We start from the raw sequence: 19,609 nt of genomic DNA on the forward strand, positions 1-19,609 counted from the left end.
CTGACAAGGAGAAATCCGACACGTCGCCGCATGGTTTGACTAATCGAGCGATGTGCTGGCCGGTGGAGCGAATGTTAGCTCCGGTGAATCGATTATTGGTTACGTTCCCGGGTGATACGTTACAATCGGCGGAAGCGCCTCTCGGTAGCGAGGATGACCGACCACCGCAACCGTCCCCCGGAGTGGTTGAGTGCTTCCTCGAAATCGACGAAGATGCAGGCTGACGCCCGGATGCGAGGAAAAAACGCGGTGACCGCGCCTGGATTTACGATGGTGGGCCGCGAAGCGGAATAGCCCCGCCGCGTCTTCGACTCCCTGCGCCGCTTGGTAGGGATCGGAGGCTGAATCCAGTCCGGCTGCACGCGGGTTCGGAGAAGACACGAAATGTTCATATCGCGAGGCCGAACGATCGGTCGTTATTGGAACGTGGGGATGCCCGGCCCTTCGGACTTGCGGCGAGTGCTAGCCGGTTGCGTGTTGTTGTTCGGGCTTCTTGCGGCGGCGGGCATGGCGCGAAGGGCCTACGCGCAAGCGACTGCCGACTCACCGCAGGAGTCGGATTCCCTTCGAGTTCTCGCGACGCTGGAAAACGCCATGGTGCAGGCGGTGGAGCGGGCGGAGCGATCCGTGGTTGCGGTGGCTCGCGTGCAGCGCCCGAAGCCGGGGGAAATCACGAGTTTGGAACCGCGGCCCGACCCCTTTGGTTTGTTTGGTGCAGGTCCGGCGGGGGCGTCGTCGGACGATACGCTCGTGGTGGGCGATTACGCCGCAGGCGTGGTGATCGACGCCTCGGGGTTGATCGTGACCGTATATCACTTTCTCGGTCAGGACTGCGACTACTATGTGACCACAAGCGACCATCGCATATTCAAGGCTGCGGTCAAGGCGGCCGATCCTCGCAGCGACCTGGCCGTGTTGGCGGTCGAGGCTTCGGATCTTACACCCATTCGGTTGGGTGCCGCCGAACGTCTTCGCAAAGGCCAATTCGTGTTCGCTTTGGGGAATCCCTATGCGATAGCGAAGGACGGGCAGGTCAGCGCGAGTTGGGGGATCGTTTCCAATTTGCATCGCAAAGCCCCCCTCAGCCCCAGCGAATCCGAACCGACCGGCAAGCCCACGATCCATCACTTCGGCACGCTGATCCAAACCGACGCCAAGCTAAGTTTCAACACCAGCGGCGGGGCGCTTGTCAATTTGTCGGGCGAGATGGTGGGGCTGCTGACCGACTTGCCTCTTGCTCCCGGCTATGAGAAGGCCGCCGGTTACGCCTATCCCGTCGATGCGACGTTTCGCCGGGCATTGGAACGTCTGAAACGCGGCGAAGAGGTGGAATATGGATTCCTCGGCCTGCAACCGGACGCCTTGCCGCTGGCGGAACGATTGCAAGGGGCGCAAGGCACCCGAGTCGATCGGGTGGTGCCCGGCACGCCGGCCGATCGCGCCGGACTTCGGCCGCTCGACGTCATTACTGCCGTGGACGGGAATCCCGTCTACGATGAAGATGGTTTGGTCCTGGCGGTGGGAAGCCGACCGGCGGATGGGCGTGTTCGTCTCGACGTGATTCGCGGGGAGAGAAGTTTCCAGGTCGAAGTCGCCTTGACGAAGTATCCGGTGCGCGGAAAGAAAATTATCACGGCGCCCCCGCGCAAGTGGCGCGGCATGGTCGTGGAGTATGTCTCGGCCATGGGACCGGAACGTGACGGCGGTATGTGGTTCTTTCCGCCGACGCTGGAGGCCGTGGCGGTCAAGGAAGTGGACGAAGGCAGTCCCGCTTGGAAGGCGGGTTTGCGGCCGGGAGACCTGGTGAGTCACGTGGCGGGCACGCCGGTGGGCAATCCGCGGGAATTCTTCGATGCCCTGGCAGACAAGAACGGTCCCGTGGTGTTGCGACTGGTGCCGAACGATACGCAAACGGAGCCGATCAGTCGTACCGTTGGGCCGGAATGAATCTCCAACTCGCCGTTCACGGTATCGCCAAAACAACGATCACGCCACGTGCCTCAGCCGAACCCTCGTTCCCCCGCGCGATTGCGGTTGCGGCTATAAACTACGATGGCCGCGAACAACGGGGCGATTCTTCCCGGTGCGTATCAAGTCGGTAACCGATCGGCTCTACGACGAGCGCTTTTCCGGGTAAATGACCAGTTCTACTCGCCGATTCCTTAGCCGACCGGCCTCGGTGGCGTTCGACATAATCGGATGCGATGCACCGTGGCCCACGACGAAGAGTTGATCCGGTTGGAAGATGCCTTGCGAGACCAATGCGTCCTGAACCGCTGCCGCCCACGAGACGGACATTTGGAGATGGTTTTTCCATGTGTTGGTGCGAAGGGGACTGGAATCGGTGAATCCCTCGACGCCGATCATCTGGTTGGGGTAGGTCCGTGCGATTTCCGCGCCTACTGCCGTCAGTAAGGGAACGGCGTCCGGTCGGAATTGCAGGATGCCCTGCTCAAAAAGTTGATCCGCCGGCAGTTCCACCCGAATGACGTCGCCGTCTCTGCGGACTTGAACGCCGGGGATATTCACAGCAGGAAGGGCTTGGCTCAAGCTGTTATTCGGCTGGATGCTCACGCTCCCGGATCGTTGCAACGAAGCGTTCAGCGTTTTGACTTGTCGCTCGGCTTCCTCTTTCTCCTTTTGCAATTGCGCGACCTGAGCGGCGGTGTCGGTCAATTGCCGCTGAACCACCGACACTTGGTTTTCCAGGATTTTCGCGCGCTGATTGGCCTGGGCAAGCATGGTTTGAAGCTGCTGATTATCGCGATCCAAGGCCACGGCCCGCGCCTGGGCCTCCTCCAATTGACGGCTCAAAGCAGCCTGCTGCTGTAGCATGGCCGCATTTTGCGAGGCTGCGAACTGATTTTGCGCGCATCCGGACAGCCCCGCCGCGATCAGGGCGGTCGATATGAAGATGGCGGCGCAAAATCGCATGACAATCACCCCTCTGTCATCCTTTGCGACCGTGGGCGGAGGTGAATCGAGCACAAGTTGGTTGCGGGCATGGAACAACATGCTTTGCGTCTATTTATCTAAGCCGCCCAATTCCCGCAAGTGCGATTCCGTGCTTGCTCGGCCCGCCGCGGTGCGAACATGCCGCAATCGGGCGACGTGAGGCGGTGAAGGAGAGAATCCGCAAGAAAAGGCTTGCTCAGCCGTCTGCGCGGGGGGTATCTTTGGGGTTATTGCTTATCCTTGAGAATAGCGTGAGCCAATCTTGTCGGCGTGTGTGCCGATTAATCCGCTGGTCATGGGAGGTGCTTCACGATGAAATACGGGATTCGCGGCCTGGTCGTCTTCGCGTTGGTTGGCGCTTGTGCATGGCTGCATTCGGCGGCGGTCGCCGATTGCCCGAGTTCGCGGATTCAAGACGCCGCTGCGTTCGCCTCGCGAGACGGATCCGGTTACAGTTATCGCGAAAAGGCCGAGTGGATTCTGGACCGTTTGGATTTACGACCGGGAGACACCGTCGTCGATATCGGCGCGGGCGACGGTTGGTGGTCCGATAAGTTGGCTCAACGGGTGGTGCCGGGCGGTCACGTCTTCGCCGCAGAAGTTCAGTCGTCGCTCGTGGAAAAGATGAAGCAGCGATTCAATGGAAGGACGGAAATCGAGCCCTATCAGTGTCCGAACGATCAGCCCGGCAGACCGGAAGGTTCCGTGGACTTGGCTTTCCTGTCGCAAACCTACCACCACCTGCCCGCCGACGGTCGCGTCGCATACTGGCAGGCACTAGCCGAACAATGCAAACCGACCGGTCGGGTATGCGTCATCGAGACGTACCCCGAGATTGCCTTACGCGGACAGGATCACGGGACACAACTGAGCAAACTCGTCGCCGAAGCCGAGCAAGGCGGATGGATCGCCGTGGAAGTGTGGTTCATTCCCGGCACACAGCATTATCTGGCGATTTTCGCCCCCAAGCGGGCATTCTTTGCTCAGAGTAAATAGCCCGACAACCGCTGCCTTCACGCATTCGTGCCGACGGGTTGCATATCGCGCCGCGGATTGACGGGATTCAGCGGTTGGGTCTTGTTGTTGCGACTCGATGACCGGGCAGAGCGTATCTCTTTGAGGTAACGCAAGCGCGCCACTCCCACGAGCAGCAAATTCGCGGTGAAGAACGCCACCACGTAGAGGCCGCCGCCGCTTCCTTCTCCGGCATAAGAATGCAGTCCGATGGGCATTAGGTAGTTCGTGCCATACCATGCCCAAACGACGGAAATCATCCCGATCACGGAACCGGCGGCCATCCCGAAATTGCCGATCCAACCGGCATACCGACCGTGAAGCAGGACCATATAGACCAAGATGGAGACCAAGGCCCAGACCTCTTTCGGGTCCCAACCCCAAAAGCGTCCCCACGCTCGATCCGCCCAAACTCCGCCCAAGATGGTTCCCGCCGTCAACAGTACGACGGCGACCTGAATGGCCTTGTACATGTAGCCTGCCAGATGGATGCAAGGCTCCGGAGACTGAAGGGCCGCGGTCTCGGGCTCGCCCCCTGCGGCGGGGCGATGAATGCCGTCGCTGCCGGTGACCGGTCCTTCGGGCACGAGTCTGTATCGACCGAACAGGTAATAGCCCAGGGCCAAGTTGCCCAAGCCCCAGGCCAGCAAGCCCGCTCCGTAACCCGCCGTTACCGTCAACACGTGGGCGAATAACCACATGCGATCGCGCAAAACGGGTTGCAGGGCATTGATGCCGCGATCCCACACGGGAGTGAAATAGCCGATCATCGCAACGGAGAAGGCCAGTGCCGCCCCCGCCAGCGCATAGGGTTTGCGTGCGTAAGCGTGCCGAATCGCGGCTTGAAGCTTGTCCCGATTCATGCCGGCGGGAATCGTGTAGAGGCTGAGCGCAGCGCTCAAGATCAGTCGCGGCACACCCCAAACGATGGAGGCAAGAATGCATATCCCAACCAGCCATCCCAAAAGAATCATCAGAATGTCGCCCGCCGACGGCGAAGTGACTCCCCGGGCGAATTCAGGCACCAGGTCGAAGACGGCGCGACTCTTGGCCACGTCGTAGGGAACGACGGCCAACAGCATAAACAACACCACCGACAAAACGATCCGGATGGGGGTAATGGCTACCAGCGAAACGAGTCTCCTGCCGACGTTCGCAAAAGTCCATACGGAGCGTTCGCCGGAACCGCCGCGGCCGATCGGCAACCGTAGCGGCAGGGCCGTCCACCTCCATGCCTCGCTCAAACCGTCGCCGATGATCGGTTGCGTCACGAACCAAATTGCCAGCACGCCCGTCACCAGCGACACGAACAGTACCGACTCGAACATGTTGGTAACGGGAGCCCAGCCCGTGATGGCAATCCGTAGCGCAAAACCCGAAATCGTAATCGCTTGGGCGGCCGCTAGAAGTGCGACTCCGGTCCAGAACAGAGGGCCTCGAACTCGGCCCAAGCTCAGCAAAATCGCCAAGAAGGCTGTGACATTGACCAGCCAAGACCAGAAGAATGGATCGAACCGATTGTAGAAAAGCTCGGTGGCGACCGCATTGCGGGCGGGGTAGGCGGTCGCCGCCAAGATATCCTTGTGACTGACGTCCAGCGGGAGCGTGCGTCGCATCGGTTCGACGGCGGTGCCCAATTCTCGCAGCCCTTCATTGAACTGCGTCAAAGCCTGGGCCAAGCGAGCGCCGCGATCCGGCGCATTGCGCTCGCGATAGATCGCCGCGGCATCCTGGAAGGCTTGCCGAGTCTTTTTCAACAACTCGCCGTACTCGGTCGAGCATCTCGCAAACGGCTCCAAGACCCCGTTGGGTTCATTCCACACTCCGTACAGTACCGCCTGCAAACTAATCCACGGAGAGACGGGTTCGCCCGTGTCGCTCTGAGCGACTATGCAGGCAACAAATGGGGCGGGAAGCACGTGGGGACCGCCGCCGACATCGTACAGCATCACCTGCGACGCTTCGACGTTTTGCACCAAACCTTGCAGCCGAGTCGTTATCAGGCGGATGTTGCCTCGAAGACTGTCGAATTGCGACGCGTCCATCCCGGGCGGCGAATCGACGCTCGCCGCGCGGTTACGGAGGCTTTCCAAGGTCTGGGACAGTTCGCGGAGCGGTGCCTTCAACGCCCCCAGATCGCGATCTAACGCGGCAAACGTCGCTCTATTCTGGAGATCGGCCTCCAATGCCTTGAAGCGCTCTTGGACGACCTCGAGCAGGTTGGGCGTGGGTTGTGAATGGACGGCCTGAGCGGCGGCTTCCAGTGCACCGGCCCCTGAAAGTTGCCGCAATTGCGGTTCGATGGCCGACCAATCCTCCAGCAATTGATTCAATCTCGCGGTTACGGGATGTTGCAAAGGCACCGTCGCAGGAAACTCGGGTACCGCATCTGGTCGCGGTTGGTACGTCAAGAGCCGAAAGCGCGAGTAGGCGTTCCACAGCGATGAAACTTTGTGATCCAGCCCCAACGGCCGAAATTGTTCGCCTCGCGATTGCAACTCCCGGCGACGCCGACTCAAATCTCGCAGATATTGCTGGAAACGCTCCGCTCGCTCCAGTTCCCTCGGCGAGACGAATTTCAATCGCCGCCCTTCCCCGTCCACGACGGCAACGCCGAGGATCTCCGCGCGGAGCCTTTCGTGGGAAGCCTCCAGGAACGCCACATCTTCCCAGAGTTCCGGTTCAACCAACCAACTGAACAGCAACTCTTGGGCCTCCCAGCGACGCGGTTGACCGCCGGGAAAAAGCGGATGATCTTTGCGAGGATGCCCCGTGGAATCCAAGGGCGGAGAAAACGTGGGGGCTTCGCGTCCGCATAGCTCGGTCACGATCTGCCGAGCAAACGTATCCATCGGCTTGATCCGACCATCCTCCCAAAGCGGGATCGTCTGCCATGCGGAAAAATCGAGTTTTGTGTTTTCTGAGGCATGGCCCGCCGGCAAAACGGCTAAAAAAAAGGCTCCCAAAGCCGCGACGAAAGCGATTCGCTTAACAAGTAACAACATGGAAGTCATCCGAGTATCCCTCGTTACGCACAACTTTTCAAATCCACTCCAAAACCGCGTACACTTGTTCTCGCCATGGTCCGCGGTCACGCACTTCGGCGACGGCAACTCATGATTCGACCAAACTTATGAATTGTATGCGATCAAACCCAACGCGGCCGCAGAGGACCTGCCCTGAGGCAAACGAATCGATGCGGCTCAACGCCTCGGAAGGGCGACGGGCGGATCATGATTCGGCTCCGTGACTTCCATGGGCGAGCGAGGCAAATCCCCCGACGGTGGCGGGTTCGCGGCGGGCTGTGCGGATGTCGATTCCGCCGCGACACCATCCCGGGTGCGACGCCGGAAGAAATACGCCCGCATTCGGTACATGGTCAATATTCCGCCGACGATCAACAGCGAACCGAAATACTTCAATCCGCGGCCCGGATCATAATTCACGGTTAGAATCGAGGCGTAAAGCTCGGATTTCGCCGACCCCGGCCCTAACACCCTTTCAAAAACCGGGTCGCCGGGTCGGAAGGGACCGTTGAAAGCCTCTTGATAAAGCCGATAGGTGCGACCGTCGCGAGGATTCGAAAGGTTCACCGGGTGATTCAGCGTGATCAGGATGCGAGGCTGCACCAGAGTCAGCCCGGCGTCGCGCAGTTCCGAGTCCTCGGAAGTGCCCGCCGGAAGCCTATCGAACCGCTCGGCTGTTGCCGTCGGTACGTACATATCTACCAAGCTGGCGTAATGGGACGGCTGTGTGGTGCCGGGATCCATCTTCCGTTGGAACTCGACCAACCGCAGGCGAAAGCCCACATCCACGGCATCGTAACGAAGAATCAGACCGGCGGCTTGATCCCTCTCCGACACTCGAATCAGTTCATCCGCCGAAAAGGCTTCCGTGGCGCCTTGCGGCAGGACCGCCAGCCAGGATTCCTTCGTTTGTGATCCGAGCGTCAGCCGTACGAGGGCGCGCGGTTGCTCCATGCCCGTCCGGCGTTTTCGAAACGGTCGCGGGACCACGACTTTGCGTTCCGGTCGATCGAGATCATACGGCAGAAGCGTCCGCACGGCGAGCCTCAGCGAATCGCTCCCCTTCCCGACTTGGAAGGGCGAACCGTTCAGGGGAACCGTGCCGGAAGCCACGAAACGCGGGGCTTTCCAATAGCGGTAGTAGAGCTTTCCATCGGCGGACTGAAACAGGTCCACCCTGCCCTGGGTTCCCCCCGCCAAGGCCTGCGGATGGATGCCGGCCAGCCGATTGGGGTCGTTGCCGACGGCGGCGGTATCGACCCAATATGTCCCGAACACACCGAGCTTTCCCGCCTGCTGGTTGAATTCCGGACGATCCGCGAACAGCAGCATTTCGTCCGAATTGCCCGTTTGATCCTCGACCGTCAACTCAAGGGCCAACAACCGATCCTCCCGTTGGGCCAGCGTCACGGTCAAGCCGCTGTCGCCCAGCGGTACTTTGGAACCGTTTTTCCAGTCCTGGGTCGGAACGACGTATCGCACTCCGCGGCAAAAGAAGACCACTTGATCTTGAAACGGTTCATCCGCCTCGGGGCGCGACTCCAAGAAGCCGCGAACCTCGTCGGAAGATTTGCTCGCAGAGACGGTGAAGGTCAAATTCGTCCCGTCGGCCAAAGTCCCCCTCGCACCTACGGGACGGACGCTTTCCCCGCCGGGTTGCCGGCCCGGCGCGATTTCGAGTTCGACCGGTTCCCATGCGCGCGTCGCCCCTCCGTCCGGGCTGCGCTGGGTCTCCGCGTAGAGACTCAAATAACCCCCCGCCACTTCCTTCGAATCGCTGTAATAGTCCAGGACTTCCAAACGGACACCATCGCGATCGTATAGCACCCCCTTGGCCATGGACCGCAGACGCCACGGAAACCACGGCAGTCGTCCGGGATCGGCGAAAAAGATGTGCCGCCAATCGAAGGAGTGATAGTCCCGCCAATTGAAGGGACCGCAATGAAACGGAATGCGGACGATTTGCGCTCCGCGATCGGCGACTGCTGGGTCATTCGAGCCCGAATCTGGCAGGGTAAGTTCGAAGTGCATCGTGTCTTCGAAGGCCAACCCGCCCAGTAGGTCCGCCCGCGGTCGGTCGGTTTCGTAAATTCGCATCTGCGCGTCGATGCCGTGCAATGCCGATAGCATCGAACCCGTCAAAAGTACCAGAATTCCGGCGTGAGTTATCACGAACCCGGTTTGATGCCGTTTCCAAGGAAAGCGGACGGCAGCGGCGAAAAAGACATTGGTGCCGAGAAGGGCGCCCAAGCCGGCAAACCACCCCGTACGGTACACACCGAAACGCGATGCCGCCGAACCGTACGCCTGTTCGATAAAGGTCGCCCAAGCCAACACGATGATCAGGGCGGTCAACGTGACTACGGCCAACCGTAGCGACGCGAGGAAACGAATCACGGCGGTAATCACGCGGAGGGGGATCGATTTCGGAGATTCAGCCTGGGGATCGCGCATTCGAGAGTCCGTATGCCGCGGAAGGCGCCGCGAGCGGGTGAGTCGCAGGGGCGATTATTCAACGATTATCGGGAAGCTCCCCAAACCGGTCAGCCCAGCAGTATCGCCGGGTCGCGGGGTGACCGGCGGCAACAGACGGCCTTGGGAGAACCACCGTTGATTGAATATTATACGGCGCGCGAGACGGAAAGACACCCATCCGGTATTCACCGATTAGCGGAGCGCACCGTTTCAGCCGGTTCGTCGATCGCGTCGTTTAGCTGCGGGAAGAAAGCGACGACACGCTTTCCAGTGACCTTCCCGATTTGCCGGCCCCCTTGTGCAGACACAACGAGGTCGCCGGCGACTTGCCTTGGTGCTGAGCGTGACGGATTCCGTGTCCCGGCCTATTTGGGCAAGAAGCTCAGGATGGCATCCATGATGGAACTGTTGAGAGAGTATGGGCCGTTCCAACTCCACATGTTCCGCACCAAGTCGAAAGTCATCATCCCACACAGCAGCAGCAAGACGGCCGTGACAATGATGAGGACGTTCCATAAAGTGCCCCAGGGGGCCTCGACGCCCATCATCGCGGCGGCGTAGGCGGGTGCCGGAGCGGCGGCGGGGCCCATACCGACACCCGGCGCAGGGGCCCCGAATGGACCGCCGGGGATAGCCGTGGCGGGAGTCATGGAAGGCGCCAGCGGGGCCTCGCCCAAAAGCCCGGCCATCCCCGGCGATGATCCCGTCCCCGGTTCGGTATCCAGTGCGATGACCTGAGAACCGCTCTCCGTTTCCTCGCCTTCTTCGACTTCCTCGAAGGGAGTCAGCATGAAGTCTTCATCGGTCTTAAGCTGAGTGGGGGCCTCCGTATCCGCCGACTGATCCAGCATCAGCATGTCATCTTCGATCAATTCCAGCGACTCGTCCCCGGTCGCCAGTTCGAGCGGTTCTTCCAGCGAAATCCCGCTGTCGTTAGCGTCGACCAAAGAGATGCCGCTGTCGCCGCCCAAGGTGATATCGCTACCGCTTCCGCTGCCGCCGATGACGATCTCATCGTCGTCGAGGCCGCCGTCCAAATCCACGGCCGAGTCACCCGCTTGTTTGCCGGCGCTCGCGGCATCCGACGGAACGGCCTCCTCCTCCAAGGGCAACAACTCATCGTCTAATCCTGCTCCGGCGGAGATCACGCTCGATCCGCCGCTTGGTGCGGCCTCCGCGGCGGTTTGGGAATTGAGCAGATCGAGATCGCTGCCGCCGAGTTGGATTTCGTCGTCGGCACTTTCGGGCTTCTTTTCGCCGCCAATGACCGTCCCGGAAGCACTGCTTCCGACCGAGGGAGAGAGGTCGTCGAGGCCGAGCACGATTTCGTCGTCGGAAAACGACGGCGGAGCTGCGGCACCGGTACGACGCTGCCGCACCATTTCCTCGATATCTTCCGCCTTGAATTTCCAGTCCGTGCCGTCACGATAGCCGCGCAATTCGTTTCTCTCACGCATCGAATTGACTTCGGCGGGAGAAACCCCCAAGATTTCCGCGGCTTCTTTGGTAGTGTAGTACTTCTGGACCATTCCCGACTTCTCCCGAACCGTGCCGCCGCGCCCGGCTCCGGCTACGGGATGTCCCGCTACCGGAAACGATCACGGCGACTTCAATAGTGATTCCAGTTCTCCAGGTGACGGCCGATCGACGTTGTATTCCAACATGCCCATGTCGAACTGAATGTTCCGTACGCTTTTCAATCCGATGCGTCCGGTGGCCAGATCGATATGGTATACCGCAAGCACCCCCGCTGCCGCATCCAGTACCACAATTTGCTGGTACTTATCCGTTTGGCATGCCAGGGCGATCATTCCTTGATTTGGTCGCTCGGGCATGACGGGGCCGCGGGCGGGGCCCGCGACTGGAGGCAATTGATAGGTACCGGCACCTAATACCGCACCTACCGCCAGCGCCGCCACGCACACTACCGCAAAAACCAACGGCAACTTCATGCGTCACCTCCCTGTGACTTCGGATGAGACGGCGAAAGCCTCCTTTTTTCATTGTAAACAGGCTTCGCCCGACTTCAACAAAAAACCTTCCAAAGCCCCCTATTCTGTGTAGAAGGCACGCTCCCGCCGAGAAACACGGGTGTGACTGCTTGCAGCCATCAAGCGGCAGCGTGAATTCCATTCCCGTAGCGAATGAAGCCGCCCTGCCGACGTTTCCGGGCCGTGATTTTGCCCATTTTTTCAAAGTAGGCACACGGGAGTGTAGCCTCGCGGGAAAATCCTCTCAAGATCACACGATGCTACTCTTTTTTGGGGGGCTGAGAGAAACAGGACGCTTTATCGGGTTGATTAAGCAAAGAGTGAAATCGTTTCTGTCGCGCAGATTGACATTTCGGTCGATTAGTTTAACATCACGTTGCTGGGGGGAGAACGCCTGTCGGTCGGCTTTTTGAACTTTGCCTGACCGCTGCGAGTCGCGTCCGGCCCCCAATGTAAGGGGGGGCGGTAGTGGCAAAACCCTGTGAGGTCCGCATGCAATTCCCGTCGCCCAAAACGACTCGTCGCCGCCCTCTCCGCCGTCGCTTTCTCGCGGCCTTCGTCGCGATTGGTTTCCTGGCCTCGTTTACGGCATCACTTTCCATGACCCTGGCTTGGGTCGAGCGTGCCCGCGGGCAGCGAATGGCGGACCTGGCGCGCATATCGGAGACGATCGAAACGATTTCTTTTCCGTTATCCCGACCGGTTCTAATGCAAATGCAGAGGCTCACCGATGTGGATTTGGTGACGGTAAACCGCGACGGCGTCCTTCTGGATTCCACGCGGACTCTTTCGCCTGCCGAACAAGTTATGTTGACCGCCTTGCCGGGCGGACCGTCGTCAGTCTGGGGGCGGGAAATATTTCTCTCCGACGGCCCATACCGCGCCAACGCGGTATCCCTCAAGCATTCGGCCAACGCCGGGGCGGATAGGGCCGCGAAACTGATCGTGCTGATTCCCGAGGTCACTTGGTGGCAGGAGTTTCGTCGAACGCTCGGCCCCGCCTTTTTCGCGGCGATTGTCGCGACATTGTTGTCGGCGGCAACGGCGGTCTGGCTGTCGCGACGTATCAGTCTCCCGCTACAGAAATTGGCCGCCCAAACCGCTGCAGCGACCCGTGACACGACCGTGGACGTCGATTTGCCGCGCGTACACGACGAATTGCGCGACTTGGCCGTGGCAGTGGACGGGTTGCTGAGGGAACGTCAACAGTACGAGCGGACTCTTCGTGATGAAGAACGCCGGCGATCCATTCAACAGTTGGCCTCGGGGCTAGCGCATCAACTCAGGAACTACGCTACTGCGGCCAGGATGGCTTTGGAACTGCATATCGCGGACTGCCGATCCGCCTCGATTCCTGAGGAATTGGAGGTCGTGCTTCGACAGATTCGCTTGATGGAGCACCTGCTGCGACAATTCTTGTCCCTCGACGCTCCCCCGGAGGCATCGACTGACGGCGCAGACCTGGTACGCACGATCGAAGAAACCGCGGAACTGAGCGGGCCTGCATTTCGCCACGCGGGAGTGGCCTTGCATTTGGACTTGCCGAAGCGATCGGTGTGGTCGCGCGCTGGGGACAGCGCGCTCCGCCAACTTGTTTCCAACTTGCTCAACAATGCCCTGGAAGCGGCGCGAGACGCACCCGAGGAAAGGGAGGTGTCCGTCATACTGCGTTTGGACGAAGATGCGGCACGGGGTCGACTCGAAATCGTCGATAGCGGAGTCGGTCCCCCGCAAAGCGTGTGGGATAAGCTCTTCTCTACGGCGGTCACGACGAAGGTCGACGGATGCGGCCTCGGCTTGCTGGTCGCAGCCCGCATCGCCGATCGCATGGGCGGCAAGCTGTCTTGGGAGCGGCGGCAAAATCGAACCGTATTCGCGTGCGAATTTCCTTTGACGAGGGCGGAGGAGACGAAAGGACTCGGCGGCGATGGCGCATCTGCTGATCGTGGATGATGAACCGGACATCTGCTGGGGCTTGCGGCGACTGACGGAGCGTCTCGGTCATTCCGCCGAGGTCGCCTCGGATGGGGAGGCGGCGTTGAAATCGATCTCGGCAAGGCTTCCTGACTTGATCTTGATGGATGTGCGACTGCCGGGACGGGACGGCCTGGAAATCATGCGGCAAATCCGATCTCTGCATGGCAAAGTCCCGATCGTGATTATGACGGCATACGGCGATCTAGAAATCGCCGTGCAGGCGATGCGGCAAGGGGCCTTCGAGTATCTCGTCAAGCCGTTTGAATTGGCGGTCGTGCGTCGCATCATCGAACGAGCATTGCAGCCTTCGGTGCAAAGCGGAGACGGCGTCAGCGTGGAATCGCCTGATTCGGAAGGCGAATTCCCAATCATCGGCGTTTCGGCGTCCATGCAGGAGGTTTTCAAGCAGATCGCATTGGTGGCGCCGACGGATGCCGCCGTGCTTTTGCAAGGAGAAAGCGGTACCGGAAAGGAGTTGGTGGCCCGGGCCATCCATCGCTTTAGCCGTCGCCGCGACGGTCCGTTCATCGTTGCGCATCTCGCGTCGCTCAGCCCGTCGTTGGCGGAGAGCGAGTTGTTCGGGCATGTCCGCGGAGCGTTTACCGGAGCGGAGGAGAGTCGCACCGGACTGCTGGAACGCGCCGATGGCGGAACGCTGTTCATCGACGAGGCGGCCGACATCCCCCTGCTCCTACAGGTCAAATTGTTGCGTGCTTTGGAGTACCGCGAATTTCTGCCGGTGGGCGGCACGCGGCCGGTGCGTTCCGACTTTCGCCTGATTTCCGCCTCCCATCGGGACATCGCCCGACTGGCGGCCGAAAACAAGTTCCGTCACGACTTTTATTTCCGGTTGGTTACGTTCGAGGTTCGCATCCCGCCGCTTCGCGACCGGCGCGAAGATATCGAACCGCTTGTTCGACACTTCGTTCGGCAATTATCGCAACGAATGGGAATCGATCCACCTTCCTGGGATCGAGGATTCCTGGAGGAACTCGAATTGCGACCCTGGCGGGGTAACGTTAGAGAACTGCGCAGTGCTCTGGAATATGCCATGATCCTGGCAAGGGGCGGTGCTCTCAGACGCGAAATGCTGCCTCCGCCGCTCTTGGCCAACCCGGCCGATTCCGCCTCGCCGGCGGTTTCTCTACAAGAGTTGATCCGGCGTTGGGCCGATGCGATGCTGAAAGAGGACGCCGCGACCGGCGACTTGTACGACCGCTTCTTGCAAGTCGTAGAACCCCCGCTGCTGCGAACGGTTCTGCAACGTTGCGGAGGTCGCTATTTGGCTGCGGCCAAAGTCTTGGGTATGCACCGCGTTACGCTGCGGCGGAAACTGCAACAATACGGGAGCGAAGACGGTTCGCAAGCCGCGGATTGATCAAAGGTCTCGACCATGCTGACCGTTCATATTTTCCGCCATGCCTGGGCGGAAGAAGCCGATGCCAAGCGTTGGCCGGATGACGGATTACGCCCCCTCACGAACGAAGGTGCGTCGCGTTTTCGGAAATTCGCCGAAAAACTTGCCGCCCGATCGATACGTTGCGGCAGCATTGCCGCCAGTCCGCTCGTCCGCTGCGTGCAGACCGCCGAAATCCTGCGCGAGGCTTGCGGAGGCAAGAATCCGATCGAGCTTCTGAAAGCCCTTCGGCCCGATTCCGATTTGGAGGAAGTGCTGGGGTGGATTCGCAACTGGGACGGTCGGTTGGACGAGGTGGCTTTGGTAGGACACGCGCCGGACACGGCACGGATGGCCGCCTGGTTCATCGGCGGAGGCAACCTCGACTGTCCCAAAGGCGGGGTGACCACCGTGTTTTTCGAGAGAAATGTCGAACCGGGACGCGGCGTGTTGCTGCGATTGATCAAGCCGTCTTTCCTTAAGTGTTGAAAAGAACAAGATTTGGGCCGAAGCGCATGGTTGCTGGGCCAAGTGATTTGGAATGTCGACCGCATGCGCTTGTTGGGCTGGAACCTACGCCCGAAGATTCCGGCGGTACAATAGTTTGTTGCTCGAGCTCGTACTCGTGAACGTCTCGGCTTGTGCGAACCCCCGCCTGGGGAACCGCATCATGTCCCTTGGAGAGAGCTACGAGGTGGCGTCTCTATGTGGCCCGTCGATTTCGCGTTTCATAACGAAATCCGGGCGAAGGAGACGCCCTCTGTTTTATGGATTGCAAAGAGAAAGGACGCCTCGCCCGATATCATCATGAAAACCACATCTTGCTCGGAAGAATTGGATCCATCCCTGTTTCGCCCGGACTTTCCCATACTGCGAAAGGTCCTCCGCGACGGTATCCCGCTGGTTTATTTGGACAACGCGGCGACCACGCAACGTCCGCGACAGGTAATCGCCGCCATCGTCGACATCTATGAACACCATTACTCCAACGTTCATCGGGGAATCCATACCTTGGCCGATGAAACGACGGAGTTGTACGAGGGTGCCCGGGATCGATTGAAGGAATTCTTGAACGCCGCCGATCGCGGGGAGATCGTGTTCACCTCGGGCGCGACGGCGGGGATCAATTTGGTGGCACATGCGTGGGGTGACGCCAACGTGCGTGAGGGCGATGAGATCCTCCTCACGGAAATGGAACACCATTCGAACATGGTCCCGTGGTACCAGTTGGCTCAACGGACGGGTGCCGTCGTCCGCCACCTGCCCTTGACCGAGGAGGGAACACTGGAATTGCGGATGCTTCCGCAATTCCTCACGGAGAAGACCAAGCTCCTCGCGGTGACGGCGGTATCGAACGTGTTGGGGACGATCAATCCGCTGCACGAGTTGATTCCCGCCGCTCACGCAGTGGGCGCAAAAGTCTTGGTCGACGGGGCCCAAAGCGTTCCTCATCACCCTACGGATGTTCAAGGATTGGATGCGGACTTTCTCGTATTCAGCGGGCACAAGATGTTGGGGCCCACCGGAGTAGGCGTGCTGTACGCTAAGCGAGAGCTTCTCGAGTCCATGCCTCCCTTTCTCGGCGGCGGAAGCATGATTCACGAGGTGACGCTGGAGGGATTCGTGCCCGGCGATATTCCCGCCCGATTCGAGGCCGGCACGCCGCCGATCGTCGGTGCCATCGGCCTAAGGGCCGCCGTCGACTACTTGGAGAAGGTCGGTTTGAGTCGCATCGAAGCGCATGAACGGCGACTTACCGAAAGGCTTCATGCCGCCTTAGGGGAGGTCGAGGGGGCGCGCATTCTCGGACCCGATCCCGCTCACAAAGCCGGCATCGTCAGCTTTGTGCTGAAAGATTTGCACGCCCAGGACTTGGCGCATCTATTGGATCGGTTCGGAATTGCGGTTCGCGCCGGGCATCATTGTGCCATGCCGCTGCATCGACGCTACGGCGTCGCGGCCAGCGCCCGAGCCAGTTTCTATTTATACAACACCTCCGAGGACGTGGATCACCTCATCGAGGGAATGTTGAAATCGTTGAGATTGTCTCATCGCCGCAAAGCGTAGTCGGCGTGTGCCGTTCGGCGTTCGGAGAGCCCTCCGCGAGAACAAGCGAGTACGGCAAATCACGTGGCCGTCACGCGTTCGCCGAAGGGTCACGCCCGGGCATCCTGATCTTACGCAGGCTCCATGACGCGGGCGGTTAAGCCCTCCATCATCGGCCCGGCCTGTTCCAAGAATTGGTGCAGGGCATCGGCCGCCGCATGAGCATTCAGCGCCTCAAGCGATTCCCATTTTTCGATCACGGTGATGACGTTAGGACGAACGGACGGTTGGACCGGCAACCCCGACTCGACCTCCACGGCCCCCACGTATTCGATGCATCCCGGTTCCTGCCGAACTTTCTCGGCCGCTGCGCGAAACAGTTCCAAAACCTTGTCACGGCAACCCGGTTTCGTCGTAATCTCCGCGACGACATGAATCATGGTTTCCATCCTTTCCCTAAGAGCGATACGCTGATCCCGTTTTCATTCCGAATACAATCAGCCCATGGCCGCATTGTGGGGGAAATGGCCTCTCCTCACTGCCGCGTAATCTGGGCCGTATCTCGAATCAAGTCTCCCCAATCGTTCGGATTCGGCTCGACGCCCAAGCCGGGCGTCTCGGGCAAACACGCTACAAGTGTGCCGCTCTGTTCGTCCTTTTGGACCGATATCGGCTCCACCAAGTCCTGCGCCAAGAGTTCGGACGGACTCCAATAGTCGGCGGGATAGCAGAAATTACCGCGGCCCGCCAATGCCAGTGACGCTCGCATCCCGATGCTGCTTTGGGGGGTCAAGCCAAGATAATTCGGGACGCACTCCGCATGGCAAGCGTCGTAGATGGCGACCGCGGATGTCAATCCGCCGACACGCCCCACATTGATATTGACGTACTTGCAACTCCGCAGCTCCAAGGCCATGTCCGCCAACTCCGGGGTCGTGATCGATTCGTCCAAACAAATGGGGGTGCGCAAGGTCTCTTGCAACATGGCATGGCCCACCAGGTCCTCGGGAGGCAAAGGCTGTTCCACCATGCGCAACCCAAAATCGTCCAATCGGCAGAGAGTGTCCATGTGGTGCAAACCCAACGCACCCTCCAGATCTCCCATGATATTCTCAGTGGGAAATTCCTGACGAACGGCGTTCAACATGGCCAAATCCCAACCGGGACGAAGCTTCAAGCCTACACGAGAATACCCGGCTTCGAAGGCTGCGGCAATCTCTCGCAAGAAATCCTCGTGCGACTCCGTACGATCCAACCAGATGCCCAAGGGTATGCGGGTTTCTTTGGCCTGAAGCAGTTGATGCAAAGGTTGATTCTTCAGTCGGGCTTGCAGATCCCACCATGCGATATCCAGGGCCGCCCGCGCATAACGATGGCCCTTGATCGGTGTCAAAAGCCCCTGCAACTGTCCGGCATCGGCGATGTCCCGCCCCACAATTCTGGGAGCCATCCAGTCGCGCAGGCAGCGAAACGTGGCATCGCTCCACTCCGCAGTCATGAAAGGGGCGTTTCCCGGCGAAGCCTCACCCCAACCGTCGCCGCGATTCGTCCTGAGACGGACCACTACCGTCCGTACGCCGGTCCACTGGGGCCAACCTTCGGAATACGGGACCGTTTCCGGAGTACGCGGTTTGCGCAGAGGAAGGTCGATCAAGTAGATATCCACGCATTCGATGATCATAGCGCCTAACGTACTCCGGGGTTGAATGGGAAGAACGAGGGCACGGAAAAGCGATCGCCAAACTCGAGCACTGCGACGGCGGGCAGACCGTCCCGATCTCTTTCCACAACATGCCGTCGTTTCTCATATTACTCGGCTGGCGGAAAAGGATTCGGTCTTCAGCCGTCTCTAGTTGGATCTCGAAGATCGCTGCAAAACCCTCTTTCTAATGTCTTCCAAGCTCGGTTTGGAAGTACCGCCGGCGGGAGGGGACGATGCATCGGACGTTTGGCTTCTCGTCTTGGCCGAGGGCGAGTTCGACGACGAGGAGGCGTTGACTGAATCAGGCTGTGCCGGTTGTGACGTTTCGGGCGTTTTGCCGGTATCGCGAGCGGGGGCATTTCCCCCAAACAATCGCGAAACTCCTCCCAGTAATTGCCCGAAGGCGTTGCCACCTGTGGAATTCGCGGTCTCACCGCCCGGCGACGGCGACGAATTCGCGGGAGAAGCCGGGGCATCGGTAGCGCCGGGGGGCTGGTTCTCAACCCCGGAGTCATTCGGCATCTCAAGAATGGTTTGTCCGTCACCCCGCGGCGGTACCGGGAACGCCGATGAATCCGGTGGCACCAGTAGGGGCAAAGCCGGAGCGTTCGCGGTCGGGGAAGGTTGAGAAGGCTGTGCAGGCGTTGCCGGAGAGGCGTCGTCCCGGGGCGGGAAAGTCGGCGCGTCTCCCGGCGATTTCAGCCACGGTCCGGGGGGAGCAGGCTGCACGGGTTGAGGTGCCGACATAGCGGGAAAGTTCGGAGGCATCATGGGACCCGATTGACCCGGATATCGTTCAGGCGACGCCCCGTAGCCCCACTCGGGTAACGCCGGACGAGGCCCCTCCGAACCGACCGACAATCCAAAGTCCCCCAACATCCTCCGAAATCTTTCTACGAGAGGACGCGGTGCAGCGGGCGGTTGGGCTCCCGGATAGATCGCTCCTCCACCAGGATTCGGCATAGGCTGCAAACCTGGGGCAAAGGATGGGTTTGAAGCCGACGTCGCCTTTCGACGTTCCTCAAGT

13 protein-coding genes are annotated in these 19,609 nt (G+C 60.1%); 6 read left to right on the plus strand and 7 right to left on the minus strand.

Features of this window, described 5'->3' with window-relative positions; genetic code table 11:
• Nucleotides 1–432: 432 nt before the first annotated feature.
• Entirely contained in the window at nucleotides 433–1,947 is a 1,515-nt protein-coding gene (locus tag ACYQ6J_RS06555; RefSeq protein WP_460183385.1) for a trypsin-like peptidase domain-containing protein, read from the plus strand.
• Between the two features lie 165 nt (nucleotides 1,948–2,112).
• Here ACYQ6J_RS06555 and ACYQ6J_RS06560 read toward each other — a convergent pair whose 3' ends face one another.
• The gene (locus ACYQ6J_RS06560) at nucleotides 2,113–2,934 is read right to left on the minus strand and encodes an OmpA/MotB family protein (protein WP_460183386.1); all 822 of its coding nucleotides are present in this window, start codon (nucleotides 2,932–2,934) and stop codon (nucleotides 2,113–2,115) included.
• Between the two features lie 333 nt (nucleotides 2,935–3,267).
• Between ACYQ6J_RS06560 and ACYQ6J_RS06565 the strand changes: the two genes are divergently transcribed.
• On the plus strand, nucleotides 3,268–3,951 hold the full coding sequence (locus ACYQ6J_RS06565; protein WP_460183387.1) for a class I SAM-dependent methyltransferase: 684 nt from the start codon (nucleotides 3,268–3,270) through the stop codon (nucleotides 3,949–3,951).
• Between the two features lie 17 nt (nucleotides 3,952–3,968).
• Here the strand turns inward: ACYQ6J_RS06565 and ACYQ6J_RS06570 are convergent, their stop codons facing one another.
• The 4 genes from ACYQ6J_RS06570 to ACYQ6J_RS06585 form a co-directional block, all read right to left on the minus strand.
• Nucleotides 3,969–6,974: a cytochrome c biogenesis protein gene (locus ACYQ6J_RS06570; RefSeq protein WP_460183388.1), complete on the minus strand. Its 3,006-nt coding sequence runs from the start codon at nucleotides 6,972–6,974 to the stop codon at nucleotides 3,969–3,971.
• Nucleotides 6,975–7,172: 198 nt separating this feature from the next.
• Nucleotides 7,173–9,449, minus strand: a complete 2,277-nt coding sequence (locus tag ACYQ6J_RS06575) for a hypothetical protein (protein WP_460183389.1) — start codon at nucleotides 9,447–9,449, stop codon at nucleotides 7,173–7,175.
• Nucleotides 9,450–9,835: 386 nt separating this feature from the next.
• Nucleotides 9,836–10,999, minus strand: coding sequence for a helix-turn-helix domain-containing protein (locus tag ACYQ6J_RS06580; protein ID WP_460183390.1), 1,164 nt, complete (start codon nucleotides 10,997–10,999; stop codon nucleotides 9,836–9,838).
• Nucleotides 11,000–11,068: 69 nt separating this feature from the next.
• Nucleotides 11,069–11,422 (minus strand): hypothetical protein, encoded by a 354-nt coding sequence (locus tag ACYQ6J_RS06585; protein WP_460183391.1) that lies wholly within the window; start codon nucleotides 11,420–11,422, stop codon nucleotides 11,069–11,071.
• Between the two features lie 507 nt (nucleotides 11,423–11,929).
• On the opposite strand from ACYQ6J_RS06585, the gene ACYQ6J_RS06590 reads away from it, so the two are divergent.
• The 4 genes from ACYQ6J_RS06590 (at nucleotide 11,930) to ACYQ6J_RS06605 (ending at nucleotide 16,901) form a co-directional block, all read left to right on the plus strand.
• A complete protein-coding gene (locus tag ACYQ6J_RS06590; RefSeq protein ID WP_460183392.1) occupies nucleotides 11,930–13,414 on the plus strand; it encodes an ATP-binding protein in 1,485 nt (494 codons plus the stop codon).
• Nucleotides 13,389–14,816, plus strand: coding sequence for a sigma-54-dependent transcriptional regulator (locus ACYQ6J_RS06595; RefSeq protein ID WP_460183393.1), 1,428 nt, complete (start codon nucleotides 13,389–13,391; stop codon nucleotides 14,814–14,816). Before ACYQ6J_RS06590 ends, ACYQ6J_RS06595 begins: the two co-directional genes overlap by 26 nt.
• A 15-nt stretch (nucleotides 14,817–14,831) precedes the next feature.
• Nucleotides 14,832–15,323, plus strand: coding sequence for a SixA phosphatase family protein (locus ACYQ6J_RS06600; RefSeq protein ID WP_460183394.1), 492 nt, complete (start codon nucleotides 14,832–14,834; stop codon nucleotides 15,321–15,323).
• Between the two features lie 318 nt (nucleotides 15,324–15,641).
• Nucleotides 15,642–16,901, plus strand: coding sequence for an aminotransferase class V-fold PLP-dependent enzyme (locus ACYQ6J_RS06605; RefSeq protein WP_460183395.1), 1,260 nt, complete (start codon nucleotides 15,642–15,644; stop codon nucleotides 16,899–16,901).
• A gap of 110 nt (nucleotides 16,902–17,011) precedes the next feature.
• Here the strand turns inward: ACYQ6J_RS06605 and ACYQ6J_RS06610 are convergent, their stop codons facing one another.
• Nucleotides 17,012–17,320: a putative quinol monooxygenase gene (locus ACYQ6J_RS06610; RefSeq protein WP_460183396.1), complete on the minus strand. Its 309-nt coding sequence runs from the start codon at nucleotides 17,318–17,320 to the stop codon at nucleotides 17,012–17,014.
• A 95-nt stretch (nucleotides 17,321–17,415) separates the two neighbouring features.
• Nucleotides 17,416–18,561: an enolase C-terminal domain-like protein gene (locus tag ACYQ6J_RS06615; RefSeq protein ID WP_460183397.1), complete on the minus strand. Its 1,146-nt coding sequence runs from the start codon at nucleotides 18,559–18,561 to the stop codon at nucleotides 17,416–17,418.
• Between the last annotated feature and the right edge of the window lie 1,048 nt (nucleotides 18,562–19,609).

It is taken from the genome of Thermopirellula anaerolimosa (assembly GCF_054657335.1).

What these genes read in the sequence shown, in the direction of transcription:
- ACYQ6J_RS06580 (WP_460183390.1), bottom strand. Translation starts at nt 10,999, where the DNA reads ATGGTCCAGAAGTACTACACTACCAAAGAAGCCGCGGAAATCTTGGGG.
- ACYQ6J_RS06615 (WP_460183397.1), bottom strand. Translation starts at nt 18,561, where the DNA reads ATGATCATCGAATGCGTGGATATCTACTTGATCGACCTTCCTCTGCGC.
- ACYQ6J_RS06570 (WP_460183388.1), bottom strand. Translation starts at nt 6,974, where the DNA reads ATGTTGTTACTTGTTAAGCGAATCGCTTTCGTCGCGGCTTTGGGAGCC.
- ACYQ6J_RS06565 (WP_460183387.1), top strand. Translation starts at nt 3,268, where the DNA reads ATGAAATACGGGATTCGCGGCCTGGTCGTCTTCGCGTTGGTTGGCGCT.
- ACYQ6J_RS06600 (WP_460183394.1), top strand. Translation starts at nt 14,832, where the DNA reads ATGCTGACCGTTCATATTTTCCGCCATGCCTGGGCGGAAGAAGCCGAT.
- ACYQ6J_RS06575 (WP_460183389.1), bottom strand. Translation starts at nt 9,449, where the DNA reads ATGCGCGATCCCCAGGCTGAATCTCCGAAATCGATCCCCCTCCGCGTG.
- ACYQ6J_RS06610 (WP_460183396.1), bottom strand. Translation starts at nt 17,320, where the DNA reads ATGATTCATGTCGTCGCGGAGATTACGACGAAACCGGGTTGCCGTGAC.
- ACYQ6J_RS06605 (WP_460183395.1), top strand. Translation starts at nt 15,642, where the DNA reads ATGAAAACCACATCTTGCTCGGAAGAATTGGATCCATCCCTGTTTCGC.
- ACYQ6J_RS06560 (WP_460183386.1), bottom strand. Translation starts at nt 2,934, where the DNA reads ATGCGATTTTGCGCCGCCATCTTCATATCGACCGCCCTGATCGCGGCG.
- ACYQ6J_RS06555 (WP_460183385.1), top strand. Translation starts at nt 433, where the DNA reads ATGCCCGGCCCTTCGGACTTGCGGCGAGTGCTAGCCGGTTGCGTGTTG.
- ACYQ6J_RS06595 (WP_460183393.1), top strand. Translation starts at nt 13,389, where the DNA reads ATGGCGCATCTGCTGATCGTGGATGATGAACCGGACATCTGCTGGGGC.
- ACYQ6J_RS06585 (WP_460183391.1), bottom strand. Translation starts at nt 11,422, where the DNA reads ATGAAGTTGCCGTTGGTTTTTGCGGTAGTGTGCGTGGCGGCGCTGGCG.